This is a genomic window from Pseudomonas sp. GR 6-02 (assembly GCF_001655615.1).
Taxonomy (GTDB): domain Bacteria; phylum Pseudomonadota; class Gammaproteobacteria; order Pseudomonadales; family Pseudomonadaceae; genus Aquipseudomonas.
On sequence record NZ_CP011567.1, the window covers coordinates 2390615 to 2402967 of the forward strand.

At 56.4% G+C, this 12353-nt stretch carries 15 protein-coding genes; 6 read left to right on the forward strand and 9 right to left on the reverse strand.

Annotation, left to right across the window (positions count from 1 at the left end):
- Nucleotides 1–22 precede the first annotated feature (22 nt).
- Entirely contained in the window at nucleotides 23–766 is a 744-nt protein-coding gene (locus tag PGR6_RS10705) for an anti-sigma factor family protein (RefSeq protein ID WP_064617055.1), read from the reverse strand.
- Complete coding sequence (locus PGR6_RS10710; RefSeq protein ID WP_064617056.1) at nucleotides 759–1271, reverse strand: sigma-70 family RNA polymerase sigma factor; 513 nt, start codon at nucleotides 1269–1271, stop codon at nucleotides 759–761. The genes PGR6_RS10705 and PGR6_RS10710 overlap by 8 nt, the downstream gene beginning before the upstream one ends.
- A 153-nt stretch (nucleotides 1272–1424) precedes the next feature.
- Between PGR6_RS10710 and PGR6_RS10715 the strand changes: the two genes are divergently transcribed.
- Entirely contained in the window at nucleotides 1425–2393 is a 969-nt protein-coding gene (locus PGR6_RS10715) for a metallophosphoesterase family protein (protein ID WP_064617057.1), read from the forward strand.
- A 14-nt stretch (nucleotides 2394–2407) separates the two neighbouring features.
- Nucleotides 2408–2716: a cupredoxin domain-containing protein gene (locus tag PGR6_RS10720; protein ID WP_007941931.1), complete on the forward strand. Its 309-nt coding sequence runs from the start codon at nucleotides 2408–2410 to the stop codon at nucleotides 2714–2716.
- A 163-nt stretch (nucleotides 2717–2879) separates the two neighbouring features.
- On the opposite strand, the gene PGR6_RS10725 is transcribed toward PGR6_RS10720, so the two are convergent.
- Genes PGR6_RS10725 through PGR6_RS10735 form a run of 3 tightly spaced genes read right to left on the reverse strand, consistent with a single transcriptional unit; the run spans nucleotide 2880 to nucleotide 5563 of the window.
- Entirely contained in the window at nucleotides 2880–3524 is a 645-nt protein-coding gene (locus PGR6_RS10725; protein WP_064617058.1) for a TetR/AcrR family transcriptional regulator, read from the reverse strand.
- Nucleotides 3511–4362, reverse strand: coding sequence for a 3-hydroxybutyryl-CoA dehydrogenase (locus tag PGR6_RS10730; protein WP_064617059.1), 852 nt, complete (start codon nucleotides 4360–4362; stop codon nucleotides 3511–3513). The genes PGR6_RS10725 and PGR6_RS10730 overlap by 14 nt, the downstream gene beginning before the upstream one ends.
- A 16-nt stretch (nucleotides 4363–4378) precedes the next feature.
- Nucleotides 4379–5563, reverse strand: a complete 1185-nt coding sequence (locus PGR6_RS10735) for an acetyl-CoA C-acyltransferase family protein (RefSeq protein ID WP_064617060.1) — start codon at nucleotides 5561–5563, stop codon at nucleotides 4379–4381.
- A 132-nt stretch (nucleotides 5564–5695) separates the two neighbouring features.
- Here PGR6_RS10735 and PGR6_RS10740 point away from each other — a divergent pair, with 132 nt between their 5' ends.
- Nucleotides 5696–6712, forward strand: coding sequence for an AraC family transcriptional regulator (locus tag PGR6_RS10740; protein ID WP_064617061.1), 1017 nt, complete (start codon nucleotides 5696–5698; stop codon nucleotides 6710–6712).
- 358 nt (nucleotides 6713–7070) lie between these two features.
- Here the strand turns inward: PGR6_RS10740 and PGR6_RS10745 are convergent, their stop codons facing one another.
- The 3 genes from PGR6_RS10745 to PGR6_RS10755 form a co-directional block, all read right to left on the reverse strand.
- Nucleotides 7071–7745 (reverse strand): polysaccharide lyase family 7 protein, encoded by a 675-nt coding sequence (locus PGR6_RS10745; RefSeq protein WP_064621236.1) that lies wholly within the window; start codon nucleotides 7743–7745, stop codon nucleotides 7071–7073.
- A gap of 330 nt (nucleotides 7746–8075) precedes the next feature.
- Entirely contained in the window at nucleotides 8076–8804 is a 729-nt protein-coding gene (locus tag PGR6_RS10750; protein WP_064617062.1) for an XRE family transcriptional regulator, read from the reverse strand.
- 184 nt (nucleotides 8805–8988) lie between these two features.
- The gene (locus PGR6_RS10755) at nucleotides 8989–9765 is read right to left on the reverse strand and encodes an HD domain-containing protein (protein WP_237229602.1); all 777 of its coding nucleotides are present in this window, start codon (nucleotides 9763–9765) and stop codon (nucleotides 8989–8991) included.
- Nucleotides 9766–9869: 104 nt separating this feature from the next.
- Between PGR6_RS10755 and PGR6_RS29265 the strand changes: the two genes are divergently transcribed.
- A complete protein-coding gene (locus tag PGR6_RS29265) occupies nucleotides 9870–10247 on the forward strand; it encodes a c-type cytochrome (RefSeq protein WP_081626537.1) in 378 nt (125 codons plus the stop codon).
- A gap of 257 nt (nucleotides 10248–10504) precedes the next feature.
- Here the strand turns inward: PGR6_RS29265 and PGR6_RS10760 are convergent, their stop codons facing one another.
- Nucleotides 10505–10849 (reverse strand): hypothetical protein, encoded by a 345-nt coding sequence (locus PGR6_RS10760; RefSeq protein WP_064617063.1) that lies wholly within the window; start codon nucleotides 10847–10849, stop codon nucleotides 10505–10507.
- 108 nt (nucleotides 10850–10957) lie between these two features.
- Here PGR6_RS10760 and PGR6_RS10765 point away from each other — a divergent pair, with 108 nt between their 5' ends.
- Nucleotides 10958–11791 carry a helix-turn-helix domain-containing protein gene (locus tag PGR6_RS10765; protein ID WP_064617064.1) on the forward strand — a complete coding sequence of 278 codons (834 nt, stop codon included), beginning with the start codon at nucleotides 10958–10960 and terminating at the stop codon, nucleotides 11789–11791.
- 322 nt (nucleotides 11792–12113) lie between these two features.
- Nucleotides 12114–12290, forward strand: coding sequence for a hypothetical protein (locus PGR6_RS30160; RefSeq protein ID WP_173861154.1), 177 nt, complete (start codon nucleotides 12114–12116; stop codon nucleotides 12288–12290).
- Nucleotides 12291–12353 lie beyond the last annotated feature (63 nt).

A 12353-nucleotide genomic window follows, 5' to 3' on the forward strand; every position in this document is an offset into this window, starting at 1 on the left:
CGCACGCGAAACCGTGCTCCCTTCAGGCACCGTCCCTGAGCAACTGGCTGAACGCCTCCAGTTCACTTTTTTCCACATCGGAAACCAGCACGAAACGCATGTGGTTGGCTTGCCAGGACACCACGTTAAAGCCACGAATCGTCTGGGTCTGCCGCGGCTTGTCTGCCTCCGGCACGGGCAGGATAAACACATTGATGATGTGCTTGGCCCTCCCATAACTCAGCGCTGCCGTGGTCTGGTGTTGTAGATAATCCAGCCGCCCACCCAGTAATGGAAATCCCTGCGCCGAGTAATCGAATACCGGCGGCGAGAAGTCGAGTTTGCCGGTGAACCAGGGCTTCACGGTGTGGCGGTCGGAGGACACCACATCGTTCAGATGCTCGCCCATCAACGAGCGGACATGGCTGGAGACAGCCTCGTCCATCAGAGGTTGCTCGCTGCCCGGCGTCATCACATAAAGCACTGCCGCCAAGGCCAGCGCCGCCGCGGAAAACGTCGGTGCGAACCATTTCTGCCAGCGCTCGACGGCGCGAGTCGCGGGAGTACCTGTGGCAAACACGCTGGCCGCTAACGATGCCGGCGCCGGGTAATACGGCGCCTGGCGCTTCACACTGACCTTCAGCAGTTTCACTTCATCATGCAGCCGCGCGCACTCGGGGCATGCGGCCAGATGCGCAGCTACATCCGCAGCCGTCGCAGGATCGAGTTCGTGATCCAGATAACCATGCAGCCGTGTCTGGCAAACCGTGCAGTCGAGTTCATTCATGATCGTGCAACTTCAGTAGTTCGAGCTTGAGCATCGCGCGCCCCCGGGCCAGTCTCGACATGACGGTGCCGATGGGGATATCGACCACCAAAGCGATGTCCTTGTAAGGCATGTCTTCGAGTTCTTTCAGCACAATCACCTCACGAAACACCGGCGGCAGGGCGCACAGCGCTTGCTGGATCAGCGCTGCGTTTTCCGTGTGAATAGCCAGCAATTCCGGGGTCTGGCTGTGGCTCAGTGCCCCTTCGTCATCGCCAATGTCGTCATTGAAAGCAACCCAATGGCGCCCGGCCGAGGCTTTGAGCCAGGTGTAGCTTTCATTGCGCACGATGGTCAGAAACCAGGCCTTGGCGTTGCCATCGGCGAAACGCTGCAAAAACCTGAAGGCGCGCAGGGCACTTTCCTGCACGACATCGCGTGCGGCGGCGTCGTTGCCAGTGAGCCAGCGCGCGAGGTTGTAAGCGGCGTCCAGATGGGGCGCAATCAGGTCCTCAAATCGCTTCATAGTGGCTTCCGCACTGTCACACCCCTATAACCGTGGTGCGTGGTCTTTTATTCCCTGAAAAGAATTTGTTTTCCAGCACGGAATAAACACTCATCCCGCAAGGTTTACCTCGTGTCAGCTACATCACTGTAGTCCGCCAGCGAGGACATACCGATGGACATTCAATCAAAACACCCATTGCGCACCGACGACTTGCTGAACCCTGACCGCCGAACGCTGCTCAAGTGCTCGGCGTGGGCCGGGGCAGGGGTTATCTGGGCCCTGAGCGGCGGCATTCCCCGGGCCTTTGCGCTGGATGAGGCAGGCAACGTCGCCGACCCCAAGGCACTGGCCAGCACGTTTCACTTCGTGCAGATCAGCGACTCGCACATCGGCTTCAACAAGGAAGCCAACCCGGAGCCGGCAAAGACATTGCAGGTGGCGATCGACAAGGTCATCGCGCTGCCAAAACCACCGTCGCTGATTCTGCATACCGGCGACATCACGCACCTGTCCAAGCCTGAGGAGTTCGACACTGCGGCACAGTTGCTCAAGGGGCTGCCGTCCACCGTGCATTACGTGCCGGGTGAACACGACACCCTCGATGAGGGCGGCGGCAAGCTTTACCTGGAGCGATACGGCAAGGGCACCAAAGGCAATGGCTGGTACAGCTTCGATGACCACGGTGTGCATTTCATCGCACTGGTAAACGTCTTCAACTTCCAGGCCGGTCACGAAGCCACCCTTGGCGCCGATCAACTGGCCTGGCTGGCCGATGATTTGCGGGCGGTGACGACCAGTACACCCATCGTCGTGTTTACCCACATTCCGCTGTGGACGATTTATCAGCCGTGGGGCTGGGGCACCGAGGATGGTGATCAAGCGATTGCGATGCTGCGCAAGTACGGTTCAGTGACGGTATTGAACGGCCACATCCATCAAGTCATCCAGAAGGTCGAAGGCAACATCACCTTCCACACCGCCCGTGGCACGGCTTACCCACAACCTGCACCGGGTGCGGCGCCGGCACCGGGGCCGATGACGGTGGCCGCCGATCAATTGCGCAATTACCTGGGGATCACCGATGTGCGAGCGACACAGGGCGATCATCCGCTGGCGCTGATTGATTCGACACTGGTCTAGGGGAGGGCGGTCAGATGAAAACGCGACTGTTGGCGGTGGTGTGCCTGATGCTGTCGATGCCGGCGTGGGCTCAGGAGGTGAAGATCGATATCAAGGAGTTCATGTTTGCACCCAAGGATTTGACCGTGGCCGTGGGCACCAAAGTGACGTGGGTGAATGACGACCAGATTCCGCACACGGTGGCAGAAACCCACAAGGTGTTTCGCTCGGGGGCGCTGGATACGAATGACAGTTTTTCCTGGGTGTTCAATACGCCGGGAGAGTTCGAGTATTTTTGTGCGCTGCACCCGCAGATGATCGGGAAGATTGTGGTCACCCAGTAAACAAAGGGCGCTGGAAGGTCAAAAGACCGCAGCCTTCGACTGTTCCGACGTCTGCCGGCTCAACCAGCAGGTATCCCCAGAAATGACAAAGCCCCGAATAATCGGGGCTTTGTCGTACGGAATCTGCTGACGACTCAGTTCGAGGAAGCGCCGCTCAGGTTTGTTATTTCGTAGTTGGCGGCTTCGTACTGTCGCCCGCGTTGGCAGTCGTCGCCCAATTACGCGTCTTTGGCGCCAATAATCGCTCGATGGCGCCACTCACCATGTTTTCCATCAAATTATCGCGCTCTTGTTCATCCAGCGAATGTTGCATCAGCCAACTGGGCGCGCTATTGAGCAAGGCTGCAATGGCTCGACCCGCGGCCCGTTGCGCCGGTTCGCTCACGCGGGGTTTGGCTCCGAGCATCAGCAGCAATTTGCGTTCGTATTGCTCACGCAAGTGGCGAACCTGTTCCTGCTGCTCCTCGTTGAGGCAGCCACTGTCGCGCTCCGCCAGTCGAAAATGCCAGGGCATTTCCTGGTGCAGATTCAGGTGGGCGCGGATCAGGCTGTTGAGCCTGTCGCGTTTTGCCGGCGCCTGTTGTTCAAGGCGCCCCAAGGTTGCCAACAGCTCTTCGTAGAACTCCTCGATCAAGTCGAGCAGCAAGTGCTGTTTGCTGGGGTAATGGTGATACAACGAGCCTGGAGTGAGCCCCAGGCTTGTCGCCAGCTCACGCATGCCGACCTGACCGAAACCCTTGCTGGCAAACAGCTCCAGCACCTTGCCCCGGTACTCGGCAAACCGTGAGCAACGCTCAGGCATAGGCATGGAAGCCACGTCCCGTTTTACGCCCCAGGTAACCGGCGGCGACCATTTCCTTGAGCAGCGGTGCAGGGCGATATTTGCTGTCATTGAAGCCGTCGTAAAACGCTTCGAGAATGGCCAGCACCGTGTCCAGACCGATCAGATCCGCCAGAGCCAGTGGCCCGATCGGCTGGTTGCAACCCAGGCGCATGCCGGCGTCGATGTCTTCGGCGCTGGCCAGGCCTTCCTGAAACACCAGGATCGCTTCGTTGATCATCGGCACCAGAATCCGGTTGACCACGAAGCCCGGACGGTTGCCCGCGGTGATCGCGGTCTTGCCGAGGGTTTTTGCCATGTCCAGCGCCAGGGCGTGGGTGGCATCGCTGGTTTGCAGGCCACGAATCACTTCGATCAGGCCCATCACCGGCACCGGGTTGAAAAAGTGCAGCCCGATGAAGCGTTCAGGCCGGCTCACGCTGGCCGCCAGTTGGGTAATGGACAGCGATGACGTGTTGGAGGCGATCACGCACTCGGCGCTGACCTGCGCGGCGATCTGTTGCAACACGCGCAGTTTCAGATCGAGGTTTTCGGTGGCGGCTTCGATCACCAGTTGCGCGTTCAGCAGGCTGCTGTAATCGGTGCTGGTGCGAATCTTGTCGAGGGCAGCGAGCTTTTGCTCAAGCGTGAGCGTGTCTTTGGCGATCTGGCGATCGAGATTTTTATCGACGGTCGCGATTGCCTTTTGCAGAGCACTCTCGGAAATGTCGATCAAGGTTACGTTGAAGCCGGCCAGGGCGCAGACTTGCGCGATGCCATTGCCCATGGTGCCGGCGCCGATAACGCCAATGTTCTGTAGGTTCATGCGTATGTCCTTGTGATCAAACCCGTTCGAACAACACGGCGATGCCTTGGCCGCCACCGATGCACATGGTCGCCAGGGCATAACGGCCCTGACAGCGGTGCAGTTCATGAATGGCTTTGGTGGCGATGATCGCGCCAGTGGCGCCCACCGGATGGCCCAGCGAGATGCCCGAACCGTTGGGGTTGACCTTCTGCGGATCGAAGCCCAGCTCTTGCGCTACGGCACAGGCCTGGGCGGCGAAGGCTTCGTTGGACTCGATCACGTCAAGGTCGGCAACGGTCAGGCCGGCGCGCTTGAGCACCAAACGGGTGGCGGGAATCGGTCCCAGCCCCATCATTGAGGGCTCAACGCCTGCGTGGGCATAACCCACCAGTCGAGCCATGGGCTTGAGACCCTGTTCCTGAACAGTTTGACCGGTGGCCATGATCAGTGCGCCGGCACCATCATTGAGACCAGACGCGTTGCCGGCGGTGACGGTGCCGTCCTTTTTGAACGCCGGTTTCATGCGGCTCAATTGCTCGACGTTGACCTCAGCCCGTACATGCTCATCCGTCGCAAAGGAAACCGTCCCTTTGCGGGTCGCGACTTCGATCGGCACGATCTGCCCGGAAAAACGCCCCTCGGCAATCGCCCGGGCAGCACGCTGTTGGCTGAGAAGCGCCAACTCATCCTGGGCCTGACGCGTGATGCCATAGTGCTCGGCGATATTTTCAGCGGTGATCCCCATATGGAAACCGGCAAACGGGTCTTGCAGTGCGCCAAGCATGTAGTCGACGGCCTGCATGTCGCCCATTCGTGCGCCCCAGCGCGCCTGCGGCAACAGGTACGCGCCGCGGCTCATGGACTCGACGCCACCTGCCAGCGCAGCGCCCGCATCCCCCAGCATCAAACTTTGCGCGGCACTGACAATCGCCTGCAAACCCGAACCGCAAAGACGGTTGACGTTGAAGGCGGGAGTCTCTTTCGTCAGGCCGGCATTCATCGCTACGACCCGGGAGATGTAGGCATCGCGTGCCTCGGTCGGGATCACATGTCCCATCACCGCGTGGCCGATATGCTCGGGCGCCAGGCCAGATCGTTCGATAGCGGCGCGGCAAACATCGGTTGCCAACTGAATAGGCGGTACATCCTTGAGTGAACCGCCAAAGCTGCCGATGGCAGAACGGACGGCGCTCACTACAAAAATATCGGAATGGTTCATGTTGGCTCTCTTGAACAGGTCTTTTTTGTTGAGCACGAGTCTAGAATCAGCAGCGCCGCTGGCCTATGCCAAAACTGTTCAAGGGTGATGGCGTTTTTTGCCATGTTCAGATGTAACGAGAGAGGCATTCAAATGCGGGAAACGGATTCGGTGGCGGTTTACTTCATGTATCCCATGATCCATGCGTTGCGTGAGAAGCCGCAGCGTCTGCGGTCACTCCTTGAACAGGTGGGAATTGATCCGGCACTGATGGATCAGCCGACAGCACGGGTGCCGGCCACGGCTTTCGCCGCGTTGTGGCTGGCGCAGATTCGTGAGTTGAACGATGAATTTTTCCAGTTGGACTCCCATGGTATGCCGCCGGGCAGTTTTGCCTTGATCTGTCGGGCATTGATTCAGGAGCCGACGCTGGAAAAAGCCATGCGTCAGTGCCTGGCCAATTTCGCGTTGTTCCTGCGTGATTTTCGCGGCATGTTGAGTGTGCGTGGCAAGCGTGCGGTCATCAGCTTGCAGACCCGCTCGCAGAACAGCGAGGTCAGCCGGCTGGGCGAAGAAACGTTTCTGGTGTTGATGATCAGTCTGCTGTGTTGGCTAGGCGGGCGGCGAATTCCCATCGATCGTGCGGACTTTCGTCATCAGCGTTTGTCGCTGCGTGATGACGCCTTGCTCTGGGGGCCCAACCTGACCTTTGGTACCGAACACACCGAAATCGAGTTCGCCAGTCACTACTTGCGGCTGCCGGTGGTTCAGGACCTTGCCTCGCTGAAAGTGTTTTTGCGCACCGCACCGCAATGGCTGGTGATCCGCTTCCGCAACCAGCATGGGCTGGCATCGCAGGTTCATCAGCGCCTGCGCCATAGCCATTACAGCGAATGGCCGACCTTGCAGGACTTCGCCCTGGAACAGCACCTGAGCCCCAGTACCTTTCGCCGGAAACTGGGACGTGAGGGCTGTTCGTATCAGGAAATCAAGGATGAAGTGCGGCGCGGGGTGGCGTTTGAACGGTTGCGCCAGAGTAAGGCGAACATCAGCGATATTGCCGAACAGTTGGGGTTTCAGGAGCCGAGTGCGTTTCACCGCGCCTTCAAAAAATGGACGGGGGAGAGCCCGGGGCAATACCGTTTGCGGTTTCAAGGTCGGGATGATTGACCCATCCGGGAAGTCTTTTGTGGTCTGTTTAGTTCGAGACGTGTTGAGCATTGCGCTCGGATATCTGCCTCAACCGAGAATCGCTTTTCCAGTGGTGCATTCAGGTCGTGAACTGATCAAAAGCCACTCGGCTGCGCTCATCCGTGCCGTGCGCAGCGGGGGTGATCTGCGCGAGGTCGTCACCTCTGGCTCTGCCTGCGCCGGTCTCTGCCCGGCGTACTCAGTGGCTGGCCTGATTACCGGTCAGGTGCCTGCTTTGCTACAGATCACACTCCGATGCGCTCTCAATGAGAGGGGCGGGCAGTTACCGTCAGGCTGACGTGACGCTGGTTGTCTTGCTCGCACGAAATGCGCGATTTCAGAGGTGGGTGATGGAAAGGTCGCTGATGATGCAGACCGAACCGTCTTGCGGGTCAGTGGTGTCGGTGTAATCGATCTGGTTGTACACACCGCCGTGGAAGGCGAGAGTTTTCGTGTCCCAGGTGTTGTCGAGGCGCATGATTGCAGAGGTGGATTTGACGCCATTACAGCTCGCCGAGACGGATACAGCGCCGCTCGAATTGGCGTGAATGTTGATTTTGAAAAGTGCACCGAGTGGCACGTCTTCCAGAATCGTCGTGTTCACCGGGTCTTCCTGGAGATAGCTCGACCGAAATCCCATCGTGATTCGGCCTTTGTTCCAAAACACTTTTACAGGTGGCCTTTCCGAACCCTGAACATGAATCTGGCTGATCACAACCTTCTGCAGCGAGTTGACCTTCGTGACTCGCATTTCTTGTCGGTTCCAGTGGTCAGCAGCGCTGGCGAACAACCAATAGCCCGGCTCTTTCCACTCGCAGCGCGTCCGCAGGGTGCTCTTGCTCGAAGCACCGAGCGTCGGCGCCGTCATTTGCAGCGAGCCATCTGGAAGCATCGAAACAACTTCCGGGCATTCAAGCAGTGCCCGCCAGCCGATCAATTCAAGCGCGATCGGGTTGGTGTCGGAGATTGGAAGCGGTGTAGCGATTGTGTAGTTGCTGATGTCTACGGTCATGGTCATTTCCCTATTTCATTTGATGTCACCCTTTGCTCAGTTGAGCCTTACGTTTGGTGCTGCTGGGCCAGTGATGCGTTGGCTTGAATTGAAATATAGGTATTCCCGTAATTTATGTCAATGGGCATTCCCATAATCCAGCCGCTCCCACATTCCTATGGAGAGGGGGTCTGTATTTGGTGAGATTGGATGCGCTGAAATTCTTCTTGGGAGTGCAGCCACGCGCAGTACGACGAACGCCTCAAGCTCGTCCAGGCATTGAGGAGTGGCGTCCAGCAGAGCGTGTATCTGTTCTGCCAAGGCTGCAACCGTTGGAGCCAATTCAGCCCTTCAACGCGAATACATCGCCCACCAGAACACATGTCCCAGAATCGAAATCTGCTGCTCCTGGATTTGCTGGAACGTGTAGTCCTCGTCCGGATGTTCGTCTCGGTTGAAGCTTCGCAGGCGAATTCCGGTGGGCGTGCGGTACACCTGTTTGACCCTTAGCTGGCCGTGGTGGTTGATCGCGTACATCTCGCCGTCGACGATATCGCTCAATGTGTTCTTGCCAACGTTCACGCCAACCGTGGCGCCGTCGCGCAGCACCGGCAGCATGCTGTTGCCGCTCACCGCGACGCACTTCGCGTTGCTGAACTGAACGTTGTTGTGGCGAAGGTCTTTCTTGAAGAAGCGCAGCCTGGCGCTGGCGCTTTCGGCAATCGCGAATCGGCCGGAGCCCGCTGCTAACTCCACTTCCTGGAGAAATGGCACGTAAACCTCGTCGTCATCGAGCGGGGTTTCGTCATCCCATGTCTCAATGTCTGACATTGCCACGTTTGGTTGAGTGCGCTCAGCGGTTACTGCAACACCTTTGAGCATGTCGCCACTGCCTTCAGCGAGCCACATAGGGGAGACACCACAGACCGAAGCAATCTGAGCAGCAAAGGCTGTCGCCTTCGATTTGCCGCGCTCAAGGTCGGAAATTGATGTCTGCGTGAGGCCGGCGCGCTCGGCAAGCTCGGTCTGGTTTAGACCGGCATGGCGACGGGCGATTTTGAGTCTTTCTTTAAATTCCATCCGCGAAGTATTACGGGCGCTCCCATACTCTTGCAAATCGGTATTCCTATAATCATGTGGTATGGGTGTTCCCGTATGGGCGGTCCCCCCCAAAGCGCTCAATGTCTGGAAGCAATGCGCGCCGTGCAACGACCACAAGTCCGGTAGCGTTGTGATCACCACAGCCTGGGTGGGCTCACTAAATTCAGAGCCGCATCATTGGCAGTGGGCTCAGTGGGTTCGTTAGCAGTCGTTTGAGCGAAAGCTGAACTAAGCGAATGTGAAATCCTGCATCAGGAAAGGCCGAGAATATCTCACGTCGCTTCTGTCGTGAGAGTCCAAAAGTAACCGCACCACGGGAGACGTCGACCCAATCGGCTTTGCGAAAGACCTCTGCAAGGTTCTGTGGATCGCGATGGGACCGAGTTATTTTATGGTGGTTGCGAATGATCAAGATAATTTCTTGCGCCCAATCCAGCTTGTCGATTTCCTGAAGGAAGTCTTCTGCCAATTGCTCTGAGGGGGGCAAATAATCAAACGTCTTGGCCGTCCATATACCAAGATCATGAAATACCCCGGCCAAAACTATCTTTTCTAGATTCACAGCGTCCAGCGTACTGAGCGAGCAACAAAAGTTGATGACTCGGTACACATGATTTCGGTATCCGGTGAAGTCATTGCCGAGGTTTCCGGCATAGCGCTGAAGCAGTTCGTCCAGCAGCTCAATTTTGGTGAGCACTGTTCCATCCTCCTTGTTTGGAGGGGCTACTTTATAGGCTTGGATGCCTTGCATAAAGGCGCCCAGTGGAGAATGCGAAATTGCACTCCACTTGAACACCCGTTTGCATCGACCTGACCAGTCATTTGCATTCGTTCTGACTACCGATTGCATCGGATTCGAGCAGCATGCTTTGCAACCATGTACGGCAGAGAACGGCCAGAAGCGGTCGGCGGGATGCGCCTGGAAAACGAGTTGATTCAATGGGCATCAGAAATGACGGTGCGTGCGGACACGATGGCTGATATCTTTCCTGCGCACCAAATTGCCTCCAGTCGGCGCTGATCCCATCAAGGAAGATAGAAACAATGAAAGTGTTATTCATCGCTTCGCTAGGAATTGCATCGCTAATTCAAGCATCACTATCCTTCGCGGATAATGTTAATGGAAAAAATCTCTATTTACAGCGATGCAGCATGTGCCACGGAGTAGATCTTAAAGCAACAGGACCATTGGCTAATAAAAGCAATCCTCCTACGCCTGATCTAACAACATCCGCTTTCAAAAAGCGATTAAATGATTATCCGGGCGTAATTGTATCATCGATAATACTTCGTCCAAATGGAGACTTGATTCCAAGAACGTTGCGAGAGAATGGTGTAAAGCTATCGCCGTACGCTTGGAGGATTAAAGATCTACGCGATTTAAATGAATACATGGGTGGTGTGATTTCAAAGAATCGATGATTTTAGAGATGAGAGGCAGGCACAGAAATTTAAATGCCATTTTAGGTTTTAGGGCTTGTGGGGCAATGCCGGTGAGTCAGTCGGCCTCGCGCGGGCACATCGATAATGAACAATCTCCGATTAATACAAGCTCGGGTGGCTCTTCGCATCAAGCAGCAGTCGGCTGCGGTCGTGACAGGCAAGTAACGGCCAAAAGCGGTCGTTACAGACCAGGCACATGTGTGACTTAAGAGGGTATGGGATGCATTGCTGAACGCTCAATAATCACCATTTTTTTGGGAGGAAAGCTTATCCCTATCCTGTCCCACACCCCCCTTGAACACGATGTACAGGAGTGGGCCGATGGAAACGAAAATGAGCGTAATCAACAGGTACGGAAGCACGCCTAACAACGAATGGCCTCTCAGTCTGCTGTCGTTAATCATCCAGAGGCATGCGAGCGCCGCCATCAAGTAGAGATCGATTACGACTTGCGCGGTGTCAGGCCGGGACATTAACTCGAGGCCAAAGGCGAAAAGCGACTGATCTGCCATTAGCAGCGTCCAGCCGGTATAAAGCGAAAAGGTCAATAACACGGGTAGTGCAATGTAGACGGCTCTCATGTGCTTCTCCTTGGTAGGTGGCGTCTACACAGTAGTGATAGTGTTGCTGGCCTCACAATGACCTGATAGGTCATGGACACTCTTCACATGGACAGTCAGAGTTGAATCATGAGCCACCACTCCTTTCATCCTACTTATTCCGTAGCCGGTACTGCCGCCGGCGAGCACCTGAGACGGTTTCGTCAGCAAGCAGGGCTCAGTCAGCTGGATCTTTCTCTAATAGTCGGCGTTTCTCAGCGTCACCTTAGCTGTGTCGAAACAGGTCGCGCCAAGGCGAGCCCAGGCACACTGCACGCTCTTTTAAGAGCACTCGACGTACCTCTTGACCTCTGCAACGCAGTATTCGTTGCGGCAGGCTATGCGCCCCGGTACGTCGCCTCTTCGCTCGACGCTCCAGCGATGGAGGTTGTACACGACGCGATTAATCACATCCTGCAAGCCAACAACCCTGCGCCAGCCATTGTCATCAGCAGCAACTGGGACATTACCGCTGCCAATGCCAGCGCGGGATTGCTATTCGAAATGGCCGGTGTTTCAGCCGATGGCGAGTCAGGTCTCAACCTGCTGGACACTTTGCTGCGTCCCGGTGGCTTGGGTGATTCCTTAGTGAATGTGGAAGAGATACGGGCTATCGCTTGGCAACGCGCCGCAAGGGAAGCCACCAGCAATCCCGATTTAGCTCGCCTCCTACAAGACGTGCCCAAGCCGACAGAAATGCCCGTGGACGCACCACCATCACCCTTAATACTTACTCGAGTGCGCACAGAAAATGGGGAGCTTCGATTTCTATCCACATTTACAACTTTCGGGATGCCGCTCGATATTACGGTTGCGTCATTGCGCATCGAACATCTTATCCCTGCCGACGCTCCTACCTGGCAGAGGATGAAATCAGCTTACGATCAGCGGTTGGCGGTTGGAGCCAAGACGCCACAAAGATAACCCTTTATGGCAGAGAAACGAGTGCAAAGAGAATTTGTTGGCCGGGGGCAGCTTTGGGGGGATTGCAGACCTTCGCAAGAGGCAGAAATTGGCTGTTAGCTGCCGCGCCTGACCGGTTGAATCGACAGCCAGAAGCAGACATTCGAGAATCGTGCGCTCGCAGCCATGTTATGGTCAGAAACCGAAAAGTAACGCATGGAAATCAAACATGGATTTGGTTCGGCTCGTACCTGCGGCATACCACACAACGGACAGCTACTGGCACCTTCTCAACGCAGAGGATGGCTCAATTTATATTCTCGTCGAGTGTGAAGCGTCTTTTGTGAGTTACGAATGCCTGATCAAGCTCAACGACGAGGAATTGCGTGACTACCAGGGCTTGGGCTGGCTGTCCATTCAGCACCTGGCTAACCGAATCAATTACTTTGTCGATGATTACAACGGTCGACGAATTACGGGGCCTTTGCTCGAAGAAGCCATTCAGGCGTCGAAGCACTAGTCATCCCAAGACATCTGGCTAATGTTCGTCAGTCCGCAACTGGATGACGCCTAAGGGTCGATT

What these genes read in the sequence shown, in the direction of transcription:
- PGR6_RS10705 (WP_064617055.1), bottom strand. Translation starts at nt 766, where the DNA reads ATGAATGAACTCGACTGCACGGTTTGCCAGACACGGCTGCATGGTTAT.
- PGR6_RS10710 (WP_064617056.1), bottom strand. Translation starts at nt 1,271, where the DNA reads ATGAAGCGATTTGAGGACCTGATTGCGCCCCATCTGGACGCCGCTTAC.
- PGR6_RS10715 (WP_064617057.1), top strand. Translation starts at nt 1,425, where the DNA reads ATGGACATTCAATCAAAACACCCATTGCGCACCGACGACTTGCTGAAC.
- PGR6_RS10720 (WP_007941931.1), top strand. Translation starts at nt 2,408, where the DNA reads ATGAAAACGCGACTGTTGGCGGTGGTGTGCCTGATGCTGTCGATGCCG.
- PGR6_RS10725 (WP_064617058.1), bottom strand. Translation starts at nt 3,524, where the DNA reads ATGCCTATGCCTGAGCGTTGCTCACGGTTTGCCGAGTACCGGGGCAAG.
- PGR6_RS10730 (WP_064617059.1), bottom strand. Translation starts at nt 4,362, where the DNA reads ATGAACCTACAGAACATTGGCGTTATCGGCGCCGGCACCATGGGCAAT.
- PGR6_RS10735 (WP_064617060.1), bottom strand. Translation starts at nt 5,563, where the DNA reads ATGAACCATTCCGATATTTTTGTAGTGAGCGCCGTCCGTTCTGCCATC.
- PGR6_RS10740 (WP_064617061.1), top strand. Translation starts at nt 5,696, where the DNA reads ATGCGGGAAACGGATTCGGTGGCGGTTTACTTCATGTATCCCATGATC.
- PGR6_RS10745 (WP_064621236.1), bottom strand. Translation starts at nt 7,745, where the DNA reads ATGACCGTAGACATCAGCAACTACACAATCGCTACACCGCTTCCAATC.
- PGR6_RS10750 (WP_064617062.1), bottom strand. Translation starts at nt 8,804, where the DNA reads ATGGAATTTAAAGAAAGACTCAAAATCGCCCGTCGCCATGCCGGTCTA.
- PGR6_RS29265 (WP_081626537.1), top strand. Translation starts at nt 9,870, where the DNA reads ATGAAAGTGTTATTCATCGCTTCGCTAGGAATTGCATCGCTAATTCAA.
- PGR6_RS10760 (WP_064617063.1), bottom strand. Translation starts at nt 10,849, where the DNA reads ATGAGAGCCGTCTACATTGCACTACCCGTGTTATTGACCTTTTCGCTT.
- PGR6_RS10765 (WP_064617064.1), top strand. Translation starts at nt 10,958, where the DNA reads ATGAGCCACCACTCCTTTCATCCTACTTATTCCGTAGCCGGTACTGCC.